Origin of the sequence: Methanosphaerula palustris E1-9c (assembly GCF_000021965.1) — an archaeon.
GTDB classification, from domain to species: domain Archaea; phylum Halobacteriota; class Methanomicrobia; order Methanomicrobiales; family Methanospirillaceae; genus Methanosphaerula; species Methanosphaerula palustris.
The window spans coordinates 2,065,942-2,091,725 of record NC_011832.1; the positions used below are offsets into that span (position 1 = coordinate 2,065,942).

General features: G+C 58.0%; 20 protein-coding genes, 2 tRNA genes and 1 pseudogene. 6 read left to right on the top strand and 17 right to left on the bottom strand.

Features of this window, described 5'->3' with window-relative positions; all coding sequences use genetic code 11:
- Positions 1 to 8: 8 nt before the first annotated feature.
- Positions 9 to 581: a fumarate hydratase C-terminal domain-containing protein gene (locus tag MPAL_RS09720; protein ID WP_012618574.1), complete on the bottom strand. Its 573-nt coding sequence runs from the start codon at positions 579 to 581 to the stop codon at positions 9 to 11.
- On the bottom strand, positions 581 to 1,429 hold the full coding sequence (locus tag MPAL_RS09725) for a fumarate hydratase (RefSeq protein WP_012618575.1): 849 nt from the start codon (positions 1,427 to 1,429) through the stop codon (positions 581 to 583). The genes MPAL_RS09720 and MPAL_RS09725 overlap by 1 nt, the downstream gene beginning before the upstream one ends.
- A gap of 100 nt (positions 1,430 to 1,529) precedes the next feature.
- Here MPAL_RS09725 and MPAL_RS09730 point away from each other — a divergent pair, with 100 nt between their 5' ends.
- Complete coding sequence (locus tag MPAL_RS09730) at positions 1,530 to 1,877, top strand: hypothetical protein (protein WP_012618576.1); 348 nt, start codon at positions 1,530 to 1,532, stop codon at positions 1,875 to 1,877.
- On the opposite strand, the gene MPAL_RS09735 is transcribed toward MPAL_RS09730, so the two are convergent.
- The 12 genes and pseudogenes from MPAL_RS09735 to MPAL_RS16470 all read right to left on the bottom strand — a co-directional run bounded on the left by MPAL_RS09735 (position 1,847) and on the right by MPAL_RS16470 (position 18,921).
- Entirely contained in the window at positions 1,847 to 2,833 is a 987-nt protein-coding gene (locus MPAL_RS09735) for a cation diffusion facilitator family transporter (protein ID WP_012618577.1), read from the bottom strand. The genes MPAL_RS09730 and MPAL_RS09735 overlap by 31 nt on opposite strands.
- Positions 2,834 to 2,878: 45 nt before the next feature.
- Complete coding sequence (locus MPAL_RS09740; RefSeq protein ID WP_012618578.1) at positions 2,879 to 4,450, bottom strand: Ppx/GppA phosphatase family protein; 1,572 nt, start codon at positions 4,448 to 4,450, stop codon at positions 2,879 to 2,881.
- Positions 4,450 to 5,046: an HD domain-containing protein gene (locus MPAL_RS09745; RefSeq protein WP_052292244.1), complete on the bottom strand. Its 597-nt coding sequence runs from the start codon at positions 5,044 to 5,046 to the stop codon at positions 4,450 to 4,452. The genes MPAL_RS09740 and MPAL_RS09745 overlap by 1 nt, the downstream gene beginning before the upstream one ends.
- Positions 5,043 to 7,088 carry a YfcE family phosphodiesterase gene (locus MPAL_RS09750; protein ID WP_012618579.1) on the bottom strand — a complete coding sequence of 682 codons (2,046 nt, stop codon included), beginning with the start codon at positions 7,086 to 7,088 and terminating at the stop codon, positions 5,043 to 5,045. The genes MPAL_RS09745 and MPAL_RS09750 overlap by 4 nt, the downstream gene beginning before the upstream one ends.
- Positions 7,078 to 9,231: a polyphosphate kinase 1 gene (gene ppk1 / locus MPAL_RS09755; RefSeq protein ID WP_012618580.1), complete on the bottom strand. Its 2,154-nt coding sequence runs from the start codon at positions 9,229 to 9,231 to the stop codon at positions 7,078 to 7,080. The genes MPAL_RS09750 and ppk1 (MPAL_RS09755) overlap by 11 nt, the downstream gene beginning before the upstream one ends.
- A complete protein-coding gene (ppk1, locus tag MPAL_RS09760; RefSeq protein ID WP_012618581.1) occupies positions 9,228 to 11,459 on the bottom strand; it encodes a polyphosphate kinase 1 in 2,232 nt (743 codons plus the stop codon). The genes ppk1 (MPAL_RS09755) and ppk1 (MPAL_RS09760) overlap by 4 nt, the downstream gene beginning before the upstream one ends.
- Before the next feature lie 134 nt (positions 11,460 to 11,593).
- A complete protein-coding gene (locus MPAL_RS14635) occupies positions 11,594 to 13,690 on the bottom strand; it encodes a PKD domain-containing protein (RefSeq protein WP_394295848.1) in 2,097 nt (698 codons plus the stop codon).
- Positions 13,691 to 13,711: 21 nt separating this feature from the next.
- Positions 13,712 to 13,954: pseudogene (locus MPAL_RS17600) on the bottom strand (hypothetical protein); the annotation flags it as partial.
- Positions 13,955 to 14,294: 340 nt separating this feature from the next.
- Positions 14,295 to 16,817, bottom strand: a complete 2,523-nt coding sequence (locus MPAL_RS14640; RefSeq protein ID WP_012618583.1) for a PKD domain-containing protein — start codon at positions 16,815 to 16,817, stop codon at positions 14,295 to 14,297.
- A 396-nt stretch (positions 16,818 to 17,213) separates the two neighbouring features.
- The gene (locus tag MPAL_RS09775; protein WP_236610369.1) at positions 17,214 to 17,762 is read right to left on the bottom strand and encodes a Mut7-C RNAse domain-containing protein; all 549 of its coding nucleotides are present in this window, start codon (positions 17,760 to 17,762) and stop codon (positions 17,214 to 17,216) included.
- Positions 17,719 to 18,738 (bottom strand): AmmeMemoRadiSam system radical SAM enzyme, encoded by a 1,020-nt coding sequence (amrS, locus tag MPAL_RS09780; RefSeq protein ID WP_048145322.1) that lies wholly within the window; start codon positions 18,736 to 18,738, stop codon positions 17,719 to 17,721. The genes MPAL_RS09775 and amrS overlap by 44 nt, the downstream gene beginning before the upstream one ends.
- Before the next feature lie 39 nt (positions 18,739 to 18,777).
- Positions 18,778 to 18,921 carry a hypothetical protein gene (locus MPAL_RS16470; protein ID WP_167998859.1) on the bottom strand — a complete coding sequence of 48 codons (144 nt, stop codon included), beginning with the start codon at positions 18,919 to 18,921 and terminating at the stop codon, positions 18,778 to 18,780.
- A gap of 37 nt (positions 18,922 to 18,958) precedes the next feature.
- Here MPAL_RS16470 and pyrH point away from each other — a divergent pair, with 37 nt between their 5' ends.
- The 3 genes from pyrH to nth all read left to right on the top strand — a co-directional run bounded on the left by pyrH (position 18,959) and on the right by nth (position 20,544).
- A complete protein-coding gene (gene pyrH, locus MPAL_RS09785) occupies positions 18,959 to 19,663 on the top strand; it encodes a UMP kinase (RefSeq protein WP_048145323.1) in 705 nt (234 codons plus the stop codon).
- A gap of 126 nt (positions 19,664 to 19,789) precedes the next feature.
- Positions 19,790 to 19,864 (top strand) — tRNA-Pro (locus MPAL_RS09790).
- 41 nt (positions 19,865 to 19,905) lie between these two features.
- Positions 19,906 to 20,544 (top strand): endonuclease III, encoded by a 639-nt coding sequence (gene nth, locus MPAL_RS09795; RefSeq protein ID WP_012618587.1) that lies wholly within the window; start codon positions 19,906 to 19,908, stop codon positions 20,542 to 20,544.
- 44 nt (positions 20,545 to 20,588) lie between these two features.
- Here the strand turns inward: nth and MPAL_RS09800 are convergent, their stop codons facing one another.
- The 3 genes from MPAL_RS09800 to MPAL_RS09810 all read right to left on the bottom strand — a co-directional run bounded on the left by MPAL_RS09800 (position 20,589) and on the right by MPAL_RS09810 (position 22,532).
- The gene (locus MPAL_RS09800) at positions 20,589 to 21,764 is read right to left on the bottom strand and encodes an inorganic phosphate transporter (protein WP_012618588.1); all 1,176 of its coding nucleotides are present in this window, start codon (positions 21,762 to 21,764) and stop codon (positions 20,589 to 20,591) included.
- A gap of 4 nt (positions 21,765 to 21,768) precedes the next feature.
- A complete protein-coding gene (locus MPAL_RS09805; protein ID WP_012618589.1) occupies positions 21,769 to 22,398 on the bottom strand; it encodes a DUF47 domain-containing protein in 630 nt (209 codons plus the stop codon).
- Between the two features lie 62 nt (positions 22,399 to 22,460).
- A tRNA-Ala gene (locus tag MPAL_RS09810) sits at positions 22,461 to 22,532 on the bottom strand.
- Positions 22,533 to 22,696: 164 nt separating this feature from the next.
- On the opposite strand from MPAL_RS09810, the gene MPAL_RS09815 reads away from it, so the two are divergent.
- Both MPAL_RS09815 and MPAL_RS09820 read left to right on the top strand, forming a co-directional pair.
- Complete coding sequence (locus MPAL_RS09815) at positions 22,697 to 23,557, top strand: deoxyribonuclease IV (RefSeq protein WP_012618590.1); 861 nt, start codon at positions 22,697 to 22,699, stop codon at positions 23,555 to 23,557.
- Between the two features lie 156 nt (positions 23,558 to 23,713).
- Entirely contained in the window at positions 23,714 to 25,756 is a 2,043-nt protein-coding gene (locus tag MPAL_RS09820; RefSeq protein WP_012618591.1) for an acetate--CoA ligase family protein, read from the top strand.
- Positions 25,757 to 25,784: the final 28 nt, after the last annotated feature.

Here is a 25,784-nt window from a genome sequence, read left to right on the forward strand (position 1 = left end):
AAAAAGGTTCAGATACTTCCATCGCTCTTGCTTCCGCATCGACCCCCGATCAGCGCGGCTGCCCGCCTGGCTGCCCCTGCGGCCACCGCGGCGAAGAGGTCTCCGCCGGCAGCGTCGATCCCGACGACCAGCGGGAGGTGATCGAGTTCGATCGCCCAGACCGCCTCGGCCATCCCAAGATCTGGATAGAAGACCCCTGTGAGGTGCATATGAGTGGCGGCAAGGGCGGCACAGCCCCCGGTGAAGGCGAGGTATACTCCCCGGCCCCGCAACTGTTCGACCACCTGCGACCCCATACCTCCCTTCCCGATCAGGACCCGGACCCCTTTATCGAGGAGAAAACCGGAGAGGTCGTTCATCCGTGCCGAGGTGGTCGGCCCTGCGGCGATCACCCGGTCATGACTGATCACTGGTCCGCAGTGGTAGATCGCAGCCCCGACCGGGTCGAACGGGATCCCCTCATCCATCATCCGGAGGTGTGCCTCGTCGCGGGCTGTATAGACCATGCCCGAGAGCGTGACCCGGTCGCCGGCTACGAGGGAGAGGAACTCGTCCCCGAGCGGCGTTCTGAGATCGACCATCAGTCGACCTCCACCACGATGGTCGCCCGCCGGTTCGCCCAGCACTGGACGTTCACCGCCACCGGCAGCGAGGCCGTGTGGCAGGCACCCTTCTTCATTTTTACAGCAAGGACGGATGTTTTCCCCCCGAGCCCCATCGGCCCGATACCAAGCGTGTTCAGTGTATCGCAAAGTCCCTGCTCAAACAGGTCCATTCGGTCGATCGGCTGCAGCAACGCCTCCTTCGCGAGGGCGGCAACCTCATCAAAGGTCCCGCCGATCCCGATGCCGATCACCAGCGGCGGGCAGGGGCGGCTCCCGGCCTCCAGCACCGTCTTCACGACGAACTCCTCGATCCGGTCCTTCTGCGAGGGGAGGAGCATCGCGATCTGCGAGGTATTCTCTGCGCCGGCCCCCTTCGGAAGGACGGTGATCGAGAGGGTAGCCCCTGGTCTGACATGGATCGCCGGCATCCCCTCACCAGTGTTATCCCCGGAGTTCACCCGGGTGATTGGGTCGACCACATTCGGTCGGAGGGGAACCTCAGCAGTTGCCCTCCGGACTCCTGCCCGAACGGCATCATAGAGTTCCTCGGTCAGCGGGACGGTCGGGGGGATCGTCATATAGACCACCAGCACCCCGGTGTCCTGGCAGAGCGGCACCTGATACTTCTCCGCACAGGCGAGGTTATCAAGGATGTTCTCCAGTTCACCCAGCGCTACAGGGTCGAGTTCATTTTTTTTACGGGCCTTTTTAAGCACATGCTTCACATCCTCCGGCAGGTAAATCACGGCCTTCCGGCAGGCACTCACGGTCGCCTCGGTGACCTTGGTATACAGGGCCTGAGAGGCTGCTTTTGTACGCTGCATCTGGTACTGAAATAGGAGGCGATCGTTAATAAGGCACCGGGAAACAATGCCGACATGTACTTATCTGGGACTGGCAGAGTAGTACCCCAGGGAATAGATTATGCCACGGGAAATGAACAGTCGGGACTGGGAGATCTTAAAAGTGCTGGCACCAGAGTACGAATCACCAACCTGTGCCGGCTCTGGTCATGCCTTCCAGTCGATCCTGCCCCCGCTTTCGAACCACTTCGCAGCCGATGAACGAGACTTCGAAGAGCGGCTCAGACGATTGAACACCGAGGACCTGCAATACCTCGTCGACCATATCCTCGACGGATCTGAAAGCCTCGGGTGCGTCCAGGATGAGGACATCGAGACCCTGATCACCCTGGTAGGCGAGCGGATCTCCCACGAGGCCGCTCAGAGCGTCTTCTCCTATTACTCCTCTTCCGGGGCCTGCGAACGGTAGTCTGTCGTCCGATCATTGCAGAGGGAGTCACAGTTTCTGCACTCGCCGTCGCAGGGCTCGACATGGATCGTCACCGTCGACCGGGGCAGGGCGTTACGGAGATCCTTCTCCAGGTGATCGGCCAGGGCATGCCCTTTCTCGACGGTCTGATTCTTCGAGACACTGAGATGGAGCTCGATGAACCGGTCCGGGCCTGACCTCCTGGTTCGCAGGGCATGGAAATCTGCGTACTGGGTGCAGTGGCCGGCGATGATCCCCCGGATCTGCTCCTCTTCTCCATCGGAGAGCCGGTGATCGACGAGGTCGGAGAGCGACCGGGTGGTCAGGTCATAGGCGGCTTTTATGATGAAGCAGGCCACCACGATCGCGACCACCGAATCGAGGATCAGGATCCCGGTCAGTTTGATCAGGATCAGCCCGACAAAGACACCGAGCGATGTGTAGACGTCGGTCCGCAGGTGCATCGCATCGCTGGCCAGAGCGATGGACTCAGTCCTCTTCGCCACCTTCATCAGCCGGTTCGAGACATACAGGTTAGCGATCCCGGAGATCAACATCACCAGCATGCCGGCGCCAATCCCCTCGACCAGCAGCGTCTCCCCGCCACCCATCAGTTTGATGACGGCCTCGCGGATGATCATCGCGGCTGCGACGAAGATCAGGATCGCCTCGATGAACCCGGAGAGATCCTCGATCTTACCATGGCCGAACTGGTGGAGACTGTCAGGGGGTTCGCTCGATTTTCTGACCGCAAAGAAGGCGATCACCGCGGCCACCAGATCGATCCCCGAGTGGATCGCTTCTGATATGATACTGACCGAACCGATGGCAGTGCCGACGACGATCTTCATCAACACCAGAAAGGAGTTCGAGATGACTGAGAGCCATGCAATCCTCTGTTTCTCTCTGTCAGAGGATATCCGCTCCGGGGAGAGACCCTCTGTAACGATCGCCATAACTATAGAAGAATGGGTTCCGGGAAGAAAGGTCTTGTGGAGGCTTCAGTTATGGAAACCATCCATCTCCCTGACCACCTCGATCCGCAGCCGTTCTCCAAGCACCTTCTGAACCGTCCGCTTCTCGCGCTCCACCCCCCAGATTTCGAGATGACAGTCACCCTTGCAGGTGATCCGGAGAGTCAACCTCTTTTCGCCGGTCCTCAGAAACCTGACAGTCCTGACCAGTCCGATATGGGTTCGGTCCAGGCTCTCGGCCAGCCGAAGGAGAGCACCGAGCACCTGCACCGTCCGGAGATACTGTGGTTCGAGCCCTGAAGAAACCCGTCCCCTGGTGACCAGCACCTTCTTACGGTGAAGGCCGGCGATGGAGGCGATGATCAGAATCTCCTGCTGATCGAAGCCGAGCAGATCAGCATTGGCGATCAGATACTGGGAATGTGCCTGGTGATTCGTGAACGACACGAACGAACCGATGTCATGCAGATAAGCAGCATACCCAAGCAGTTCCTCCTCAAAGGATCCGAAGGAGTGCACCCCTACCTTCCGAGACGAAAGGAAGAGAGCGGAAGCGAGATCCCGGATATGGATGGCATGGACCTGGTTGATCCTGCAGGCATCACCTAAGGAGATGATGCTCTGCTGCCGCACCGAGTGATCGCCCGGGGTCTGCCGCTTTTCCATATAATCGACCAGCAGCCCGTCTCGCAGTCCCCGGCTCGTGATGATGATCTCCGGAAGTTCAAGCACCTGCATCAGGGTCTCAATGATCGCAGCTCCGGGAACGATGATATCGGACCGTTCAGGGTTGATCCCGGGGATCTTTCGCCGTTCCTCGACAGAGAGACCGCAGAGCCGGGTGGCCACCTTTACAAGATCCGGGCATAGAAGCACCTGGGATGCGTTCTGCTCCTGCGGATGGAACATCCGGGCGGCGATCTCGGCCAGGTTCTGAAGAGTGCCGGAACTTCCAAAGGTCCGGTTGATCGGGTAATCCTTCAACTCCAGGACCACCCGCCCCCCTTCTTCGAGGATATGCTCCCGGATCTTTCCATACTCCTTCTGCGTAATTATTCCGTGTTTATCCTTTGGGGGAAAGAGGGAGGAGAGACGGATCGAGCCGAGGTTGAGGGAGTACAGGGCCTTATATCCGGATCCGGTCCCGACCGAGAGTTCGGTCGAACCGCCCCCGATATCGATGAAGAGTGCCGTCTGATCACCAAGATCAATCCCGGATCGTATCCCCAGGTAGATCAGACGGGCCTCCTCGCGCCCGGCAATCACCCTGACGGGAAGATCGGCCTCAGTGGCGAGCCGGTTCAGAAAGACCTGCTGATTACGTGCCTCCCGGGTGGCCGAGGTGGCGACCGCCTCGAACTCGGTCGCCCGAAACGAACGGGCGAGATCGACGAAGGTGCGGCAGACCAGCACCGCACGGTCCATAGCGGCCTCGCTGAGTTGATCGCCGGGGAACTCCCCCTCCCCGAGCCTGACCACCTCCTTCTGTTCACTCAACACCGAATACCCGCCGCCGGCACCCAGCCGGACCACCAGCAGACGGATCGAGTTGGTCCCGATATCGATGAACGCGACGACCTGTTCTGAATCGTGGATCATCACCGCACCTTCCAGGTGACGCTGCACGTCTTTTCGGTGACCCGGGTCAGCAGGTCGAGTTTATGCATCCGGGAGGCCATCACCCGTTGATCGGGCACCGGGCCGGAGCACTGGATCACGATCTGGTCCCGCTCGATTCTGCATCGGACTTCTCTGACCAGCGATGCATGGGCGGTGTCCAGTTCATCGGCGACCCTGATCAGGGCGGCAAGCCAGCACACCTTCTTCTGATCCCCCCCGGAGAGTCCCCCATAGAGCGGGTGCTTCTCCGGGTCGGGCAGGGCACGCCGGTGGTATCGGGCGATCAGCGCGACCAGCAGGCGCTGGTTCTCATCGAACGAGAGCGTCCGGTCACGGAGGATCAGATCACAGCTCAGTTTATGATGCCCCTTCCTCCCTGCAGACCAGCCGATGTCATGGAGGATGCAGGCAGCCCAGAGCAGGTCCCATTCTGGCTCTGCATAGTGATGCAGCATCTGTAGTTCGTCGAAGAGGGAGGTGGCGACCGCTGCCACCTGGATGTCATGGGCACTACCCCGGTGATGGGATGCAGCAAAGGAGAGGATGCCGGCAGAAGAACCGGGCTGTTCACTCATGAGTCTGGCTCCTCATGAGAGCGATTCCCAGGGTCTGCAGGGATTACCGTATCCAGAGCTGGCTGAACAAGGAGGTGCTGGTTGGGCGCTGATCCCGGCAGACCACGTTCAATGCTGGCCCTGATTACAGGCTCGCGGTCATAAGCGATCTGGAAGTGGCAGAGGTCGTAGGGTTCGAGTTGCAGGAGGGCATAACTGGCCCGATTGTCATTTCCGGTCGGTGTCCCGACACTCCCGGGATTGATAAATCGGACCCCATCGACGATCGTCGAGAACTGCTGGTGGGAGTGGCCGACGATCACGATATCCGCCCCGGCTGCCCGGCCGAGCTCACTGAATCGGACAGCAGACGTCGATACAGTCAGCAGTTCCCTGGGGTCGAGCGGGGAGGCATGGGTCACGAGCAGACGAGTGGACCTGACCATGAACCGCAGTTCTTCAGGGAGATCGGCGAGATAGGTCCGGTTCTCCGCAGAGAGTGCCTCCCAGGTCCAGATGGCCAGATTCCGGCCCTTTCCCTTCGGGTGCTTACCAGTCTGGACCGAGAGCACCTTCCGCTCGGCATTTCCCTTGATATCGATCGATTCGGCCCTTCGGAGCCTGCTGACCACCTCGTCAGGGAATGGACCGCCACCGACCATATCGCCGGCATTGATCACCACCGAAGCCCCCCGCTGGACTGCATCGGAGAGGACCACCTCCAGCGCCGGAAGGTTGGCATGGACATCAGCGATCAACGCGATCCTGACCGGCCCCTTCCGCTCTGCTGCACGGGCCAGGGGAGCGGGCGGGGACTGGACACTCTCAAGCGCAGTACCCAGGGTATCCCGGAGTTTATCCCAGAAGAGTTCCTTCTTCAGTTCGTCCCAGTAGGTCACGAAATCGGTGTACACCAGATTCCGTCTCCCCTGTCGCTCCTCACGGAGACGGGTGATGCCAGGCTCGATGAGCGAGAAGAACTCCGCATGTCCGAAGTAAGTCTCGGTCCGCTGCCTCTCCTCGACGAGGAAGCGTGGTAAGGATTCGATCCAGACATCGCAGTCATGCATGTCGCCGAGCAGTTCCTGTAACTGCTTGACTGCTTTCAACTCCCCTTTCAGGCCTCCGGGATAGAGCAGGGCGAAGGTCTCCATCGTGTACCGCAGGTGTTTGGCAGCCTTTCGCATCTCATGATGTTCGGTGATAAGATCTGGACGAGGCACGGAGGATTCATGATCGAAGATCTCCAGGACCCGAAGCTGGATCGCGTTGTATGCCCGTTGATAGACATCGGCGGTGTGGATATCCACCTGATCCCGCTTTCCGGTGACGGCGATCATCCTGACCCGCCGCTGCATCTCCCTCACCACCCCGCGCTCTTCAAGCAGGTCGAGCGCCTCGATCACCTGCGGCTGCAGGGCCTCCCGCCGCTGCTGAAGACGAAGCAACAGGCACTCGATCCCCTGTTGACCAGCAGAAAATGATCGTTCCTCCTCTGGTGGAGGGAGGGGAGGGGCTTTCTCCACAGCAGGCTCCCCGGTGACGGTGATCGCTGTCGAAACCCGACGGAGCATCTGCCAGAGAGCACCGAGCAGCCCGGGTTGAGGAAGTGGAACCGACGGAGGAAGGGCTATCGGTTCGGGTTCTTCCGGCTTATCCGGCGGCCGCTGTTGATTGAGGGGTCGGATCATGCTGGCTGATGAACCGGAAGCCGACCCACGGATCCCCTGCAGGTACTGATCGAGGAACGCGATCTGGACGTCGGCATCCCGTGCCTCACCGAGTGCCTGGGTGATCGCCTTGATGGACGAGAGCCACCGACGGTATTCGGTCTTTGTATAACAGTCCACAAAGAGGGGGAGGGCCGCTCGAAGACGACGAGTGGCCACCCGCATTCGGTGGATGTACTCGATATCCACACCCGCTCTGACCCCACCGGCCTCTGCGGCGAAGGCCACGATCAGGTCGGCCAGGTAGGTGGCCCCAAAGACACAGTACCCTGCGTCTGCTCTGGGGATCTCGACATGCCGGCTCCTCCGGGGCTGGCGGCGTTTAGGTGGCATGGTGCCAGGCCCCCCGGTGTGCGATCAGCCACTCCTGTGAATCGATCCGTTCATCTCCGGGTTTCGGAACGACCCGCCGGTACCTGCCATCGGGCTGCAATTCCCTGGCCTTGACATTGTCCTTCAGGTGGATCGGCAGGATCAGATCGATGATCACCCGTTTTATTTCAGGATCCTCAACCGGGAAAAGCGTCTCCACACGCCGGTTCAGGTTCCTCGGCATCATATCTGCCGACCCCAGGTAGACCTCGGGATCATCACCGTTTTTAAAGTAGTAAATGCGGGCGTGCTCAAGAAACCGACTGATGATCGAGGTGACGCGGATCGTCTCGCTGACCCCAATAATCCCAGGACGGAGTGAGCAGAGTCCGCGGATATTCAGATCTATCGTCACACCGACCTGCGAGGCACGGTAGAGCGCCTGAACCACTTCCTCATCCAGCAGGCCATTCAGCTTGAACGCAATATAGCCGTCGCCATGTTGAAGGTGCCGCTCCCGTTCCCGTTCGATTCTGGCTATGATCTCCCGACGAAGCCCACACGGGGCGACCAGCAGTTTCTGGAAGTGATCCATGTCGGCGTACCCGGTCAACGCATTGAAGAGAGCAGCCATATCGGCGGCGATGATCCGGTCGCAGGTGAAGTACCCGAGGTCCCCGTAGATCCTGGTCGTAACGGCGTTGTAGTTGCCGGAACTCAGATGACAGTAGGTGACGATACCATCCCGTTCACGCTTCACGATCATGCAGAGTTTTGAATGCACTTTCAACCCAACCAGCCCATAGACCACATGCACCCCCTCCTGTTCGAGCTTGCGAGCCCAAATTATATTGTTCTTCTCATCGAACTTGGCCTTCAGTTCGACCAGCACCGCCACCTGTTTCCCGTTCTGTCGTGCCTCAAGCAGGGCGTCGATAATAGGAGAGCCCTGATCGATCCGGTAGAGGGTCATCTTGATGGCGATCACATCCGGGGATCGGGCCGCCTGGAAGAGCAGATCGATCACCGGAGCGAAACTGTCGTAGGGGTGGTAGAGGAGCACGTTCTGATGCTGTAATGATGAGAGGAGGTCCTTATCTCCGGCAAGGGAGAGCGGGATCTCTGGCAGAAACGGGCGGTCGTGCAGGTCAGGACGTGGCAGACCGGCCAGTTGCCAGAGGTCGACCAGTGCGAGCGGTCCGTCCCACCCATAGATGTGATGCGGAGTGAGATTGAGCTGCTGGGCCAGCATCTCCCTGACACTGTCAGGCATCGACGAATCCACCTCGAGGATCACCGGCGAGCCGGCACGCCTGGTCTCGACACTCTCCTCGACAGCCGTCAGCAGGTCCGGGGCCTCGTCCATCACGATCTGCACCTCTGCATCGCGGGTCACCCGGAAGAGATATGACGCCGTCACCGTGTACCCAGGGAAGAGCAGGTCCAGATTGGCGGCGACCAGGTCCTCCAACATCACCAGGTCGGTGGTCTTATGGAGAGCGATCTGCTGCAGGGTGCGTCCCTGCTCGGGCACCTCCACAAAGCGGTGGATGCCGGCACCCGGGATTTTGACCCGTGCACAGTGATGGAATCCAGCGCTGTCCCGCACCACCACGGCCAGGTTCAGACAGATATTGGAGATGAACGGGAACGGATGGCAGACGTCCACGGCGAGCGGGGTCAGCACCGGGGCGATCATCTCGCGGAAATATTTCCTGAGAACATCCTGATCTGCTTTGTTCATGTCAGCGACCCGATGTATCCGGATCCCGACCTGATGCAGGGCAGGGAGAAGTTCCTGCCAGCACCGGGAGTACGCCTCGAACAGGTGTTGAATCTCGACCCGGATCGCATCGATCTGCTCTCCAGGGCTCATCCGATCTGGCGGGGCGGCAAGTGCACCCCGATCGAGCTGACGCTCCAGACCGGAGACCCTGACCATGCAGAACTCGTCAAGGTTGGATCCACAGATCGCCAGGAACTTCACCCGTTCGAGCAGCGGCTGGGAAGGATCTTCTGCCTCTTCGAGGATCCGCCAGTTCAGGGCGAGCCAGCTCATCTCCCGGTTGATGTACAGGGAGGGGTCGTCGAGTTCGGGGGGGTGATTGATCTCCGGGACAGCATCATTCTTAACAGATGCATGTTCCCCATCACCATCCATCATCGCTTTCCCTTCCCCTTTATCCGGACAGAACCCGTCCCCGTCAGGGGCGGCACAGAGAGCGGCGAGAAGGTCTGCAGTACCTCATCCTTCTCGATCAGCGGGTACCACTGCCCGCGATGATCGATCATCCACTGCTGCGTATCAAACGGCGTATCCCCATCCTCCGGAAGCACCCGGCAGTAGGTGCCGTCCGGGAGGAGTTTCCGCGCCTTGGCGGTGTCCCTGAGGTGGACCATCAGGATATCCTCGACGATCACAGCCAGGAGGCGTTTATCCTGGATCGGAAAGAGGATCTCGACCCTCCGATCGAGGTTTCTGGGCATCAGGTCTGCAGACCCGACCAGCACCTCTTCATCACCGCCATTCCGGAAGTAATACATCCGAGCATGCTCGAGGAATCTGCCGACGATCGAGGTGACCGTGATCGTCTCGCTGATTCCAGGCAGACCCGGCCGCAGACAACAGATGCCACGGACCTGCAGGTCGATCCTGACCCCAGCCTGCGAAGCACGATAGAGCGCAAGGATGCAGGCCCGGTCGACCAGTGCGTTCATCTTGAATGCAATATATCCGTCACCATGCTCCTGATGGCGGACGATCTCCCGCTCGATCCGCTGCAGGATACCATCCCGGATCGTGACCGGCGCGACCAGTAGTTTTCGGTACGAGGTGATCCGGGCGTACCCGGTCAGGAAGTTGAAGAGATCGGAGATATCGGCACCAATCTCCGTGCTGGCGGTCATGAGACCGATATCGGTGTACACCCTGCTGGTCCCGGCATTGTAGTTGCCTGTTCCAAGGTGGATATACCGTACAATCCCCTGCTTCTCACGGCGGACCACCAGGCAGACCTTGGCATGGACCTTGATCCCGACCAGTCCGTAGACCACGTGTACCCCGGCACGTTCAAGGGCTCGTGCCCAGCCGATGTTGTTCTCTTCATCGAACCGGGCTTTCAGTTCGATCAGGGCAGTCACCTGTTTCCCGTTCTCACGGGCCTCCATCAGGGCGTCGACGATCGGGGAGTTGGAACCGACCCGGTACAGGGTCATCTTGATGGCCAGCACGTCCGGATCGGTAGCCGCCTGCTGGAGGAACGTGATCACCGGACCGAAACTGTCGTACGGGTGATAGAGCAGGAGATCCCCGCGCTGAATCACGGGAAAGATCGGCTGATCATGGGAGAGAGAAGGAGGAATTGATGGATGGAACGGCGGATCCTGCAGGTCCGGGCGGTTCAGGCCTGCCAGCATCATCATATCTGCCATCCCGATCGGTTCGTCGAGGCGGTAGATCATGTCCGGGCTGATCCCGAGATGACGGACGACCATCGAACAGATCGCTTCCGGCGTCCTCCGATCCATCTCGATCCTGACCGGGGAACCGACCCTCCGCATCTCCATGCTCTCCTCGATGGCGGTCATCAGGTCGGAGGCCTCGTCCTCCTCAATCTCAAGGTCTGCATTCCGGGTCACCCGGAACGGGTAGGCGGCGACGACCCGGAGGCCCGGGAAGAGCAGGTCCAGGTTGGCAGCGATCAGGTCCTCGAGCAGCACATAATGATGCTCACCGCCCCCCAGGCTCTGGGTGACGTTCTTCTCTGCACGGAACTCGATCAGTCGCGGGAAGAGACCGACCGGAATCTTCAACCGGGCAAAGCAGTCCCCCTCCTCTGGATCCTCCACCAGGATCGCCAGGTTCAGCGAGAGGTTGGAGATGAATGGAAACGGGTGCGAGGTATCGAAGGCGAGTGGGGTCAACACCGGGAAGATCTCCCGCTCAAACATGGCCCGTAAGGACTCCTTCCGGTCAGATGAGAGGGAACTATAGGAATGGATATGGATCCCGGATGCAGCCAGCTGCGGCTTCACCTGCTGATGCCAGCAGTCCATCTGCTCCATGAGCTGCGGCAGGAGCAACGCCCGGATCTCGTTGAGCTGGGAAAAGGCGGTCATCCCGTCGGGAGGGCGTTCGACGACCCGTTCATGAAGCAGTCGCTGCAGGCCGGCGACCCGTATCATGAAGAACTCGTCGAGGTTGGTTGCGAAGATGGCCAGGAACTTCACCCGTTCGAGGAGCGGGTGGGTCTGGTCGAGGGCTTCCTCAAGTACCCGCCGGTTGAAGGCGATCCAGCTCAGTTCCCTGTTAAAGAAGAGGGCACGTTCCTCATCACTCCCTTCAGATATGAACTCTGAACCTGTTGACTGCTGTTGAGATGGTGTGATCATAATATCGTCCACTGCCGGCATCCTATCGTTGGTTGCTGATCTATAGAGACATTGTTGGTTATATAGGATTCGGATTTCAGGATGGGCAATTCCTTTGAACGATGAAGCCAGGCGGCTAGATAAAAATAAGGGAGTTATTCGACTCCTCGTGAGGTGAAGGTGATCCAGTTGATGTTGACGTTGTCGGTCGGGAATTTCAACACCAGCCGGTGCTGGCCGGCCGGCAGGGGTATGGATACCAAAATGGTCTTAAAGATCTGCCAGTCACCGGTGTTCGGGACAGAAACATTCGCTACAGGGGTCGTACCGTTGTCGACATATACCAGAATTGACGACCCGAAGTGGGACGAGGCGACCCTGAACCTGGCATCGTAGGTACTGGTCGAATAGGTGCCGACCGTGCTGACGTTCACCGTATATCCTAGCCATTCGCCGGAACGGATCCAGCCGACATTCGGCGAGCCGTCGGTGTCGAGCTGTTCGATATCGACATCGTCATGCCGGTAGACGCCACCCTCGTTGCCGGCGGTGGTGTCGTGGTAGGCGACGCCCTCACCACCGAGGTCGTAGTCCTCGGCCTGTAAGGTCCCGGGGATGTTATGCGGGCCGTTGTACGGGCTACCGGTCACCGTCGGTACGATCGTTGTGACTGTCGGAACCAGTGTGGTGTTCGTCGGCACAGGAGTCAGGGTCATGGTCGGCACCTGCGTTGTCGGCACTGGTGTGGTGTTCACCGGCGCCGGGGTTGTGGGGGTTGGGGTGATCGGTGAGATGACATTGATGTAGTCCTCGACCGTCTTCTCCTGTGTTCCGTTCGAGCCGATCGCGTAGAGCGAAACGGTGTACCTGCCGGCTACGTTATAGACATGGATCGGTTCCCGGTCGAACGAAGTCGCACCGTCACCGAACTGCCAGTAATAATACTGGACCGAGCCAGTGATCGACTCGTTGAACTGCACGGCGAGCGGGAAGAGGCCGGCCGTCACATTCGCAGAGAACCCGACCGTCGGCGGATCGGTCACCGTGATGTACCCGGACTTCTCCGTGAAGACGCTCCCATAATCTCCACTGGTGATGGTGAGCGTTACAGAGTAGGTACCCGGGTGCGAATAGGTATGGACCGGGTTTTTGTCGGCCGAGGTCGTACCGTCGCCGAACTGCCACTGGTACCCACTCGCATCAGAGGACTGGTCGGTGAACTGCACCGTGAACGGCGTCTGACCGGCCGTCGCATTGGATGTGAAGTTAGCCACCGGCACGGTGTTGACGATGATGCACCGATATTGAATCGCGGTGTCGCTTGCCAGATCGTTCGAAGCGGTCAGCGCCACATTGTAGGCACCCGTGTTGTTGTAGATATGGGTCGGGCTCTGCTCGGTCGAGGTTGAACCATCACCGAAGTCCCAGTGCCAGGCGGTCGGCGAACCGACGGACTGATCCAGAAACCGAACAGGGTACGGGGCCTGGCCGATATGGCCGATGGCATAAAAGCCCGCGGATATGGTTGGTGTCGGCGCCCTGACCACCCCGAACCTCTGGATTCTGTTGTTACCGGTATCGGCCGCGAATACAGTGCCTGTGGAGTCCACGGCAACATCAGAAGGGCGATTGAATGCTCCCGATCCCTGGCCTGAATGGGGAGCCGTGTTCCCCAGACTCCCAAGGGGAAGACCGGCCGCGTTGAAGATCTGGATCCGGTTGTTGTCCGTATCGGCGACGTAGACGTTATCATCGCCATCCACACCGATATCAGTGGGGGCCCAAAACTCTGTTGCATTCGAACCATGAACTCCATCAGCCCTGCCCCAGGTGGCAAGCCACGTACCGTTTGAGGTAAACTTTCTGATCTGGTTAGAGTTGAAGTATGAGATATAGACATTATTATTGCTGTCTACAGCGACCCCCAGCGGGTTTTTCTTTCCACCAGGACTCCAATTGTTGATGAGATCCCCAGATGGGGCGAATTCCTGCACCTGGCCCAATCCACCTTCATAATTATAGACTTCGGCCACGAAGACATGGCCACTACGGTCCACAGCAACACCATAGGGATCCCCACCAGAGGTGTTCCATTCATCAACGAAGTCACCGTTCGACGTGAATTTCAGAATCCGGTTGCTTTCTAAATCAGACACATAGACGTTGGCACCTGTCGGGTCCACTGCAATTCCAACCGGATACCAGAAATCCCCAGTATTCCCAACAGGGTTGCTCCAATTCTTGACGAATATTCCATCAGATGTGAACTTCTGAACCTGATGGTTCGCGGAGTCGGAGACGTAAACAGAACCGGCGTCATCCACTGCAACAGAACCTGGCGCATGTAACCCACCGCCTAGACTTCCGATTTCAGTCCCGTTCCACTGCAGGGAATAAGGAAGTGGGTTTAATGCCCCGACAACTCCGACTCCTGATAACAGAAGCAGCAGGACACATATTACAAAAAATATTCGCATTCTATTGAATAATCTCATCCGAACTGCTTGAAACCTCATAATTCTAACCTCAGTGTTACCGTGGGTAAGCGTGGCATTGAATTAGAATCGGAGATGAGGTACCTTAAATTCTTCGATTTGATTCGTATGATTTGTTATTTTTGATTGTCCCCCATTCAAATCAACAATTTCCTGATCCTTACACGAAAAACGGTATAATGAGATGAGAAGTCGGACACCCAAGGAATTCATTTTTTTTAGAGAGCAAAACCAAAATATCCCTGATTCTGGAATAGTTTCCCTGCCAGAACAGCCGGCTACAGGGCCGGTGAGAGGTAACACCCGGTCAAGAGTTACCGGCAACGGCTGAGCCGGACTGGATACAGAAAAACGAGAGGAATTATACCCCGCCATTCTGGGCGAAGGTGATCCAGTTGATGTTGGCAAAGTCAGTCGGGAACTTCAACACCAGCCGGTGCTGCCCGGCCGGCAGGGTCACCGGCACCTGGACGGTCTGGAAGGTCAGCCAGTCGCCGGTGTTCGGGACGTTTACCGTCGCGACGGGGGTACTCCCACCATCGACATACACCTGGACCGTTGAGCCGCTGTGGGAGGACGCGACCCGGAACCCGGCATCATAGGTGCCGGTAGCATTTACGTTCACGGTGTACGCGAGCCATTCACCGGCACGGATCCACCCGACGTTCGGACTTCTGTCAGTGTCGAGCACCTCGATGTCGACATCGTCATGCCGGTAGACCCCACCCTCGTTGCCGGCGGTGGTGTCATGGTAGGCGATACTCTCCCCGCCGAGGTCGTAATCCTCGGCCTGCAGGGTGCCCGGAATGGTGTGCGGGCCGTTGTAGGCCGAACCGGTAACGGTTACCGTCGGTGAGACGGTCACAGTCGGGGAGACAGTCGGTGTCGTGACCGGGACCGCCGGCACGGTTACAGTGAGGATCTTTGTCGAGTATCCTGCCCCATTGGTCGCAGTCTGTTTGATCGTATAGGTGCCGGCCTGCCAGTAGGTGTATTGGAAGTTCGGATACGCGGTGGTCGTGCCGTCACCGAGGTCGAACTGCACCGAGGTTGCATTCACTGCGGTGCTGGTCACCTGAATAGCGAGCGAACCCGGGCCTCCCTGTGAGGTTATGGTGAAGTTCGCCACTGGCAGGTCCCGCTCAGTCGGGGTTGGTGTCACGGTCGTCGTGACGGTCGGTGTAGGAATCACCGGCGAGGTGACGTTGATATAATTTTCTACCGTCTTCACCTCCGTCCCGTTCGAACCGACCGCATAGAGGGAGACGGTGTACTGACCGGCCTCGCTATAGATGTGAACCGGGTTCGGCTCGTTCGAGGTTGCATGGTCGCCGAACTGCCAGAAGAAGTACCGGGCCGAGCCGTTCGTCGACTCGGTGAACTGCACGGCAAGTGGGGAGGGTCCCCTGGTCACATTCGATGAAAACCCGATCGTTGATGGGTTGCTCACCGAAATGTATCCTGGCTTCTCCACGAAGACACTGCCATACTCTCCCCGGGAGACGACCTGAGTCACGGTGTAGGTGCCCGGCTGTGTATAGGTGTGGACCGGGTTCTGTTCGGTCGACGTTGTGCCGTCACCAAACTGCCACTCGAAGGACTCCGCACCGGTTGACAGGTCCGTGAACTGCACGGTGAAGGGTGTCGACCCCGAGGTCGCATTAGCCGTGAAGTTCGCCACCGGCACGGTGTTCACAACGATGCATCGGGACTTAGTGCAGATGTCGGTCGCCCAATCGTTTGCCGTGATCAGGAAGACAGTGTACACACCGGTCCTGGTGTAGACATGGGTCGGGTTCTGCTCGGTGGAGGTGGTGCCGTCCCCGAAGTCCCATCTCCAGATAGTTGGAGAACCGGTCGACTGGTCCAGGAACCGGACCGAGAACGGGGCCTGACCGACATGGCCGGAGGCCAGGAAGTCCGCAGTGAAGATCGGGGTGAGCTCGATATTATAGAGGTAATCTTCACCCAAACTAATCAGAGATAACCCGGTAGAGTAGGGTTCATATCCATCTTTCTCTGCAGTCAGGTACAGACCGGGAATTTGAGATTCGACACCGGCGTCACGCAGTTTTTTATCTGAACCGGAGTTCGCATCTGTAATTTGAAGAACGTAATATCCCTGACTGTTCGATACCCCTGAGGCAAGGACCGGTTCCGATGAACTTATGATGAGGGAGACGTGCGCATCCGGGAGAGGTTTGCCCGTAATTTTGTCGGTTACGAAACCGGCAAAGATGGGGTAGAGTTCGATCGTTCCGATATCCTTCGACCCGCGCTGCAGATCCCCTTCCGTGACAGAGACGTCGGTGTAATTATCCCGATAGATCCCTGCCGCCCAGACGTCCAGATTCGCTTTCCCTTCGATAACCCAGGCGTCAGGGAGGGTGAAGCTCCCATCTGCCTGGGAGACAGTCGAGGGGCCGTAATCAAAATTATAGATCACCACATTCGACAGGGGAAGGCCGGTGAAGTGATCGACGACTTTACCGGTCAGATTCACCGTCGGCATCGGATCGATCGTGAACGTGCCGTTCCATTTGACCCCGGGATCGGTTCCGTTCGCAGCCCATACCTCCCAGCTGCCTGGGACTTTATTCAGAAGGTCGAAGTATCCGGTGATGGTGGTTCCATCCAGTTCTTCACTGGAGGCGGAGATGTTCGTCTGGCCGGCCATCGCAAGCCAGACCGTGGGTGTCCCGGAGAATCCGGTGCAGTTGAGGGTGAAGGAAACCCAGGTATTGTTGGCCATAGCATGGTCTGGGGTGCAGTCGATGATGGACGGGGTCACGGGATCCGCCGTCGCCGATGCGATCATCAGCAGGCATGAGACGATGACCAGCATAATCAGCGGCCAGGTCATTCTTTTGAGTAGATCTGTCATGGTTCATTCCTCGTTGTATCTATCTATGGTGAAAACAGGGTTGGACCTGATACCTGGATCAATGACAAACAACCATATATGGACATCGAAATGATTATCAATAAAATGCAGCATATGAACAGTCTTTTTTTAATTGAACCCACCCAGATCCACGATTCTGTGATATTTGAGTGAAAATCGTCTCAAAGAACACAAATACCAAAAATTAAAAATTTTAAAGAACTCGAACAGATAATCCCTCATTCGAGAACTATCCCTCTGCCAGCCGAAGGAGCCGGCCCCGGGACTCACGCATTGTCAGAAGTCACCGGGATGATCAGTCGTTCCAATTCCCTATGAGTTCCTGCAATGCAGGTATTATTACAATTGAACAGACGACGTCACCACCTCGAATCATCAATCAGAATTGCAGAACCGCACGGAGCAGATCGTGGAGAGTCGCTGCTGCAGGTCGTCGCCGTGCGACCCCTGCCAGTACAGCCGACCGCAGTGGTGACACCAGAAGAACAGGATCCCCACCTGGTCGGCGGGGGCATACGTGGCGGCGGAGGCGACCTGCTCGACGGTGGCCGGGGAGAGGAGACCATTGCAGAGCGGACAGCGGGAAGTAACGACCTGCGGGGTCACCAGCCCAAGTGCGGTCAGCTGCCTGACCTGATCGAGCACATCGTCCGAGCGGATCAGCACGGCCCTGTTCTTTCCCCGCCGGGCCAGTTCATGGTCGCGGGTCAGTAGCACCCGCCCCTCTTCTCCTGCGAGCGAGAGAAGGAATGTGTCCTCCTTCGGATCCCCGACAGGGAACGAGTTCGCACTGAGGGTATCATAGCCCATGCACCGGAGGTACCGGGTCAGCGTGCCGAGCATCCGGTCGACCAGGAACCGCGACCTCCCCGTCTCTGAATCACGGATGCCGGATCTCGCTGACGTATTCGATCGCCTCGCCACAGGCGGCACATCGGTGCCCGTCGAGTCCCCGGACCCGGACCGTATACCCGTTTCGCTCGATCAACAGGGCATGACAGGCCGGGCAGTAGGTGTTCTGGTACTGATGATCCCCCACGTTTCCCAAATACGGGTACCGCAGACCGAGCGCCCGTGCCCGCTCATAGATTCGCTCCAGCGTCTCCACCGGCGTCGGCCCACGGTCCCGCATCCGGTAGTCAGGGTGAAACCGGGTGAAGTGCATCGGGGTGTCGGCCCCCAGGTGCTCGATCACCCAGGTAATCAACCCATCCATCTCCTCGACGCTGTCATTCTCGCCTGGGATCACCAGCGTGACCGTCTCGACATGGAGGCCAAGCTCCCTGGCGAGGGCGGCGGCGTCCAGAACCGGTTGCAGTTTTGCTCCGCAGACGGTCCGGTAGAACTGGTCGGAGAACGCCTTGATGTCGACCCGGAACGCATCGAGGGACGGTGCCAGTTCTCGGAGCGCCTCCTCGGTGATGTAGCCATTGGTCACGTACACCGTCCCCAGCCCCCGGGCATGGGCGAGCTTTCCCATGTCGAGGGTGTATTCATACCACATCGTCGGCTCGTTGTAGGTCCATGACACCGAACTGCAGGCCGCCCCCAGCGCCCGTTCGACCCCCACCTCGGGGGCGAGATCCCGGAGGAGAGGACTCTTCAGCGAGGCCCGTGAGATCGCCCAGTTCTGGCAGTTCTGGCAGTGAAAATTGCACCCGATCGAACCGAGCGAGTACGACAGCGTCCCGGGAAGAAAATGGAAGAGTGGTTTCTTCTCGATCGGATCGATCGCTTCGGAGCTGACCCTGCCGTAACTGGCCGCATACAGGACCCCCCCTGCATTGACCCTGACCCCGCAGATCCCCTGCCTGGCCAGGCCGATATGACAGCGATGGCTGCAGAGCGAGCAGTCGACGGTCCGCTCCACACCCCTGGAGTACATCAGAGCCTGATGCATGGTATCAAGCACCTGATTGGTGAGTCGGGTATTTATACTTCAGTCCTGTTCTTCCTCATCAACCTCGATGATCAGCGATCCCCGGTACTTGCATTTCTTGCAGACATAGACCTGCCCGATATACCCGCCTGCGACCTGATAGATATCCGGAGAGCCACAGACCGGGCACTGAAAGCGCTTCAACAGATATATCTGGATACCTCACCACTAATAAACTGGCATGAAGAAGCTCGTGATGGCCCTCGGGGGGTCGGTGCTGGTCCCCTCCCTTGAGTCCAACAATATCGCTGCATACGTATCGATTTTAAAGAAGATCGGATCCGAGCACCAGGTCTTTGTCGTGGTCGGAGGTGGAGGAGAGGCCCGCCGGTATATCGGTGTAGCCCGTGATCTCGGCATCGACGAGGCCACCTCTGATGAACTCGGAATCCTGGTGACCCGCCTGAACGCGACACTGCTGATCGCCGCGCTCGGTGACGCGGCCTATCCAAGGGTCGCAGAGAGTCATACCGAGGCGAAAGCCTTTGCAGAGTCGAAGAAGATCGTCGTGATGGGCGGGATCACCCCCGGGCAGACCACCGACGCGGTATCGGCGGTGCTCGCCGAACGGGTGCAGGCGGACCTGCTCGTGAACGTCACCTCGGTGCCGGGAATCTACTCGGCAGACCCGAAAAAAGACGCTGCAGCCGTCAGATACAATGAACTGACCCCACAGCAACTCCTCGGGATCATTCAGAACGATCGGCTCGACGCCGGCTCGAACTCGATCATCGACATCGTGGCCGCCAAGGTGATCGAGCGATGCAGCATCCCTATGCTGGTGATCGACGGGAAATGTCCGGAGAACCTGCTCCATGCGCTCTTTGAAGGGACCTTCACCGGGACCATTGTCAGCGAAACTGCATGCAGGCCGCTCCCGCTCTGAATATCACTTAAAAAGTCATTTTTTCTTCCATCTTCCCAGATATTCAGAACGACAGGTGCAACCATTCCGGCGCCAGAGAAAGCGGCAGGTTTTTGTACTGAGCAGATGACATATATGAGAACAGGCGGGATAGTAGGGTAGCCTGGTCCATCCTAGAGCGTTTGGGACGCTTTGACGGCAGTTCGAATCTGCCCTATCCCATCGAGATCTTCTTTTGTGTTGAAATTCAAAACCGATACTGTATGGACCGCGTCACCGCAGCTTGGATCTATGATACACTCGCCGAACATTACCCTGACGCGTGTACACCGCTCCCGTTCTTTCACAGCCCGTTCCAGGTTTTGATCCTGACGATCCTCTCGGCCCAGACCACCGACCAGGCCGTGGATAAGATCCGGCCGGCCCTCTTCGCCCGCTATCCGACCCCGGCGGATCTGGCCGCCGCTGACGTACACGAGGTCGAGAAGATCATCCACAGTACCGGGTTCTATCGGGTCAAGGCCCGGCACATCATCAGCACCGCAGCCATGCTGGTCAACCGGTTCGGAGGGACCATACCCTCAACGATGGAGGAACTGCTCCTCCTTCCCGGGGTCGGCAGAAAGACCGCGAACATTCTCCTCTTCCACGCCCTCGGCATCAACGCAGGGATCGCTGTCGACACCCATGTCAAACGACTGGCAGGCCGGCTCGGTCTCACCACCCGAATCGAGCAGGATCTGATCGAGCAGGATCTGATGAATCTGTACCCACAGGAACGATGGGGAGACCTGACTGACATCATGATCGCCCACGGGCGTCGGTGCTGCACGGCTATAAATCCTCATTGTGGAGTATGCCCGGTCAGCAACGTCTGTCCGTTCTATCAGCAGACCCGGTGAACAGTACCGGAAAAGATTTTATTATTTTTAAGGATCGCTGACAATCAGCCGAAGACGATCATCAACAGGTGATAGAAGCAGAACGCAACGGTCGCTGAAGCCGGGATCGTGATGATCCAGGTTGCGACGATCTCTCTGACCACCCCCCACTTCACGGCAGAGTAGCCACGGGTGGCCCCGATCCCCATGATCGAGCCGGTGATCGAATGGGTCGACGAGACCGGGATCCCGAACAGCGTTACAAAGAAGAGGACGAAACCTCCGCCGGTTTCGGCACAGAACCCCTGGTACGGGAGCAGTTTGGTGATCTTATGCCCCATTGTCTCGATCACCCGTCGCCCCCCAAGGAAGGTGCCGAGCGAGATTGCAGCAGATGAGATGAGGATCACCCAGATCGGCACCGCAAACTCGGTGAGGATCCCATTGGCAACCAGCAGGGCTGTGATCACGCCCATCGCATGTTGAGCGTCATTGGATCCATGGTTCACCGAGTAGAAGGCGGAAGAGACGACCTGCAACTTCTTGAATATTTTATTCATCCTGGCCGCATTCTTCTTCCGGCAGAGCCGGATCAACACGGCACCAAAGCAGAACGTGACCAGGAACCCAAGCGACGGGGCGATGACCATAAAGACCAGGATCGCAAGGAGCCCGGAGAGCTTCAACACCCCGGCTGCCACCAGCAGCGGGATGGCGACCACGAACCCGAAGAACCCGCCGATCTTCAGGTACTGGTAGATGCTGTTTCCGAGCAGCTTTCCGATAATTCCAAAGATGATCGCTCCAAGGACAGCTCCCACCGCAATGGAGATGAAAAGAGACTGAAGCGTTATAATACTCGGCCAGATCACCGAACCAAGACCCTCCTTGGCCAGGGCGGCACCGATCAGGCCGCCGACCATCGCATGGGTGCTTGAGATCGGTATCCCAAAGTGAGTGGTGAAGAAGACCCAGGAGACAGCACTGATCATTGCAGCGAGGATCAGCATCGTTGAGATCAGACCCGGCTCGATCAGTCCGCTGCCGACCGTCTTCGCAACCGCCGTGGTGAATAAGAGGGGACCGACAAGGTTGAAGAACGCGGCCATCGTAACGGCCTGCAATGGGGTGAGGACCCTCGTCGCAATCACCGTGGAGATCGCATTGGCCGCATCGTTCATCCCGTTGACAAAGTTCAGAAGTAGGGCAAAGAAGATACCTGCAATGAGAAAGGAGTCCATGCCATCACGAATGCCTGATTACAATATCAGAGAGCACATTGGCCACATCCTCACAACGATCCGTGGCCTGTTCGAGATTCTCATAGACATCCTTCAATTTAATGATGGTGAGCGGGTCGCTACCCCGGAAGAGTTCGGTCAGCGCATGCCCGAGCACCTCGTCGGCGACGTTCTCAAGCCGGTTCAATTCGATACACCGGGCTTCGATCGACTGCACGTCCTTCATCGATCGTATACCCTTCACAGCAGTCTGCATCTCGGTCGCGCTGAGCTGGATCAACTTTGAGAACTGACGCATCGGAGAGTCAGTTGCCGGAATCCCATAGTTGTGGAGTTGTTGCACGGTCCCTTCGATACAGTCGATGACATCATCCATCGCCGTCGCCAGGCGGGAGATCTCCTCGGGTTCAAGCGGAGTGATAAAAGTCCGGTTCAGCCCCTCATAGATCGCATGGGTGATCCGGTCGCCCTCATGCTCGAGTTCCTTCATATGCTGACTCTTTGCACCAAGGTCAGTATAATCGTTCATCAGTTCGACCAGGGCATTGGCCGCTTCAACAACCGTCCCTACCATCTCCTCGAACAGGTCAAAGAACTCTTTATCCTGCGGAATTAACCATTGTCTGAGATCCACGGTACACCACGAAGAACCTTATTATGAGAAAAATATGAAAGCCGGCAATGCCGGCTTTATGATGGACCGAGCGGGAATTGAACCCGCGGCCTCTACCATGCCAAGGTAGCGATCTACCCCTGATCTATCGGCCCAGGAGATACACTATTAGATAACATTCCATCAGTTATAAGAATTGGCGTCCATCGCTCTCCGGAGGTGGACAGCAGAGATGACATCAGCAAGGTTCATGTGCATCAGAGACAGAGATCTCTCTGATGAGAGCGGAAGCACGATCTGCCTGGAGAAGGGTGGAATAATGGTGAAAATCGGTGTACACGTTTCGATTGCTGGATCGATCGCACGGGCGGTCGAACGGGCGATGGCGATCGACTGCGACACCTTCCAGATCTTCTCGCGCAACCCCCGCGGATGGACCTTCAAGCCGCTGGCAGAGGAGGATGCGGCCCTTTTTCAGGGGGCGCTCGGTACTTCCGGGATCGGGCCGGCGGTGGTGCATATGCCTTACCTTCCAAACCTCGCCTCCCCAAAAGAGGAGATCTGGAGAAAATCCGTTGAGGCCCTGACAGAGGAACTGCATCGATGCAGTATGCTGGACGTCCCATACCTGGTCACCCACCTCGGCCACCACATGGGTGAGGGAATCGGGGCCGGAGAAGGGCGGGTGCAACAGGCCATCGACGCCGCATTCAGCCAGAGTGATCCGGGCAGCAGCAGGGTGATGCTCCTGCTTGAGAACACGGCAGGTGAGAAGAACAGTGTCGGATCCCGGTTTGAAGAGATAGGCAGAATCAGGGAGTCCTGCAGCGACCCGGACCGCATCGGCGTCTGCATGGACACCTGCCACGCCTTTGCAGCAGGGTACGATCTCCGGAACGAGGTGGGACTCAGCCGTACTCTCGAAGCGTTCGAAGACGGGATCGGCATCGAACACCTCCACGTCATCCACCTCAACGATGCAAAAGCAGATATCGGCTCTCACCTGGACCGGCACACGCACATCGGGCTCGGGATGATCGGAGAAGAGGGGTGTTCCGGGATCCTCACTCACCCCACGCTCGCATCCCTCCCATTCATCTGCGAGACCCCGGAAGACGCCGTGCGTGACAATGCTGCCAATATCAGGGCCGTCCGAAGGCTGGCAGTACCACGAGCGTAACTTTTTAAAATATTATCCAGTACCATTATCAAAAGAGATGGCACTTGGACTCTTTCAGAGGGGAATCACTCCTCGCCATCAAAGAGATTATTAGTGTATCGACGTAACAATAAACTATAATCGACGAAATTGATCATGATTAAAGATGAGGATATCATGTCGAGAACCATGTTAAGCGAGGCCGAGGGATACGCCCTCCTCAGACAGTACGATGTGCCGGTCCCCGGTTTTCAGATCGTCACCAGTGCAAAGGATGCAGGCAAGGCAGCAACAGAGATCGGATTCCCTGTTGTGATGAAGGTGATCTCCCCAGAGATCATCCATAAGAGCGATGCCGGCGGCGTCATCACCGGGATCGGATCCAAAGAGCAGGCAGAAGCAGCTTTTGCTCAGATCCATGCCGGGGCAAAGGCCTACAACCCCGACGCGACGGTCACCGGCATCATCGTCGAAGAGCAGGCAGCCCCGGGACTGGAATTGATCATCGGTGGCAAGACAGATGCAGCGTTCGGCAAGGTGCTGACCTTCGGGATGGGCGGAACACTTGTCGAACTGATGAAAGACGTGACCCTCAGGATCCTCCCGATCAGCGAGGATGAGATCAGGTGCATGATCCGTGAGATCGAGGCCTACCCACTGATCAGCGGCTACCGCGGATCACACCCCCGTGACGAACAGGCCCTCGTGAAAGTGATCACAGACGTCGCACGGTTCTTTGGCGAGAACCTGAATGTTGTAGAGTTCGATATCAACCCGTTCAGACTCTACGAGACAGGAGGATGTGCAGTCGACGCCAGGATCATCACCGATGACACAGTGGTTGAAGAGAAGATCGAGGAACGGATACAGGTCCCGCTCGAATACTTTGCCCCGCGATCAGTGGCCGTGATCGGAGCATCGCAGGACACCTCCAAGATGGGGTACGCGGTGATGCACAACCTGCTCCACTTCCCAGGACAGCTCTATCCAGTCAACAACAAGCGGAGTGAGATCCAGGGATTGAAGGCTTACCCGACCATCACAGCCATCCCAAACCCTGTCGACATGGCCGTGATCACGGTGCCGGCCAACCATGTGCCGCAGGTGATCGAGGAGTGCGGACAGAAGGGCGTCCCGATGGCCGTGATCATCACCGCCGGTTTCAAGGAGATGGGCGACATGGGCAAGGCCCTCGAGGACCGGGTCGTTGAGATCGCCAGACGATATGGGATCCGGATCATCGGCCCGAACTGTCTCGGCCTGATCGTCCCGCCCCGCGGTCTCGACACCACCTACGTGCACGAGTCCCCGAACCCGGGGACGGTCGCGTTCATCTCTCAGAGCGGTGCCATCATCAACACGGTCGTGGACTGGTCACTCTCCCATGATATCGGCTTCTCTGCCGTCATATCAGTCGGGAACCAGGCAGACCTGAACTTCCTCGACTATCTGAAGTTCGTCCAGCACGACCCCAAGACCAAGGCTGTAATCCTGTACATCGAGGAGATCACCGATGGCAAGGCCTTCATGAAGGTGGTCAGCGAGGTTACCAAGTACAAACCGGTGGTCGCGATAAAGTCCGGATCCTCGCAGCGGGGGCAGAAGGCAGCCTCCTCTCACACCGGCTCGCTCTCAGGTTCCTACGAGGTCTACATGGAGGCATTCAGGCAGGCCGGTGTGATCCCGGTTCACACCCTGACCGGAGCCTTTCAGGTAGCTGAGATGCTCGCCTCACCCAAGGGCTATCCCCAGGGCAAGCGTGCGGTCGTGATCACCAATGCAGGAGGGTTCGCCGTTCTCTCCTCAGACTATGCTGAGCGTTACGGCATCGACCTGATTGACCTGCCGACCGAGATGGTCGACGAAATGAACGAATTTCTCCCAGAGTTCTGGAACAAGGGCAACCCAATCGATCTCCTCGGAGATGCCACCGACAAGCGGTTCGGACGGGTCTTCGACATGCTCGTCAAGTACCAGCATATCTGGGACATCGCCTTTGTGGTCGGGTTCCCGAACCTGGTGCTCTCATCCGATCAGTTGGCCAACGAGATGGTAAAGTTCTCAGGCAAGACCGACAAGATCATCATTGGGACTCTGCTCGGTGGCGATTCGATGATACGCGGCAGGGATATCCTGCGCGAACACCAGATCCCTTCGTTCGAGGAGCTGGACTTCACGTTCAGGGTCATGGGCCGGGTCATCTGGCAGCGGTGCAGGTAAGCCGGGCAGGACAGCACCGGCTCAAGGT

What these genes read in the sequence shown, in the direction of transcription:
- MPAL_RS09720 (WP_012618574.1), bottom strand. Translation starts at nt 581, where the DNA reads ATGGTCGATCTCAGAACGCCGCTCGGGGACGAGTTCCTCTCCCTCGTA.
- MPAL_RS09725 (WP_012618575.1), bottom strand. Translation starts at nt 1,429, where the DNA reads ATGCAGCGTACAAAAGCAGCCTCTCAGGCCCTGTATACCAAGGTCACC.
- MPAL_RS09730 (WP_012618576.1), top strand. Translation starts at nt 1,530, where the DNA reads ATGCCACGGGAAATGAACAGTCGGGACTGGGAGATCTTAAAAGTGCTG.
- MPAL_RS09735 (WP_012618577.1), bottom strand. Translation starts at nt 2,833, where the DNA reads ATGGCGATCGTTACAGAGGGTCTCTCCCCGGAGCGGATATCCTCTGAC.
- MPAL_RS09740 (WP_012618578.1), bottom strand. Translation starts at nt 4,450, where the DNA reads ATGATCCACGATTCAGAACAGGTCGTCGCGTTCATCGATATCGGGACC.
- MPAL_RS09745 (WP_052292244.1), bottom strand. Translation starts at nt 5,046, where the DNA reads ATGAGTGAACAGCCCGGTTCTTCTGCCGGCATCCTCTCCTTTGCTGCA.
- MPAL_RS09750 (WP_012618579.1), bottom strand. Translation starts at nt 7,088, where the DNA reads ATGCCACCTAAACGCCGCCAGCCCCGGAGGAGCCGGCATGTCGAGATC.
- ppk1 (WP_012618580.1), bottom strand. Translation starts at nt 9,231, where the DNA reads ATGATGGATGGTGATGGGGAACATGCATCTGTTAAGAATGATGCTGTC.
- ppk1 (WP_012618581.1), bottom strand. Translation starts at nt 11,459, where the DNA reads ATGATCACACCATCTCAACAGCAGTCAACAGGTTCAGAGTTCATATCT.
- MPAL_RS14640 (WP_012618583.1), bottom strand. Translation starts at nt 16,817, where the DNA reads ATGACAGATCTACTCAAAAGAATGACCTGGCCGCTGATTATGCTGGTC.
- amrS (WP_048145322.1), bottom strand. Translation starts at nt 18,738, where the DNA reads ATGCATCAGGCTCTGATGTACTCCAGGGGTGTGGAGCGGACCGTCGAC.
- pyrH (WP_048145323.1), top strand. Translation starts at nt 18,959, where the DNA reads ATGAAGAAGCTCGTGATGGCCCTCGGGGGGTCGGTGCTGGTCCCCTCC.
- nth (WP_012618587.1), top strand. Translation starts at nt 19,906, where the DNA reads ATGGACCGCGTCACCGCAGCTTGGATCTATGATACACTCGCCGAACAT.
- MPAL_RS09800 (WP_012618588.1), bottom strand. Translation starts at nt 21,764, where the DNA reads ATGGACTCCTTTCTCATTGCAGGTATCTTCTTTGCCCTACTTCTGAAC.
- MPAL_RS09815 (WP_012618590.1), top strand. Translation starts at nt 22,697, where the DNA reads ATGGTGAAAATCGGTGTACACGTTTCGATTGCTGGATCGATCGCACGG.
- MPAL_RS09820 (WP_012618591.1), top strand. Translation starts at nt 23,714, where the DNA reads ATGTCGAGAACCATGTTAAGCGAGGCCGAGGGATACGCCCTCCTCAGA.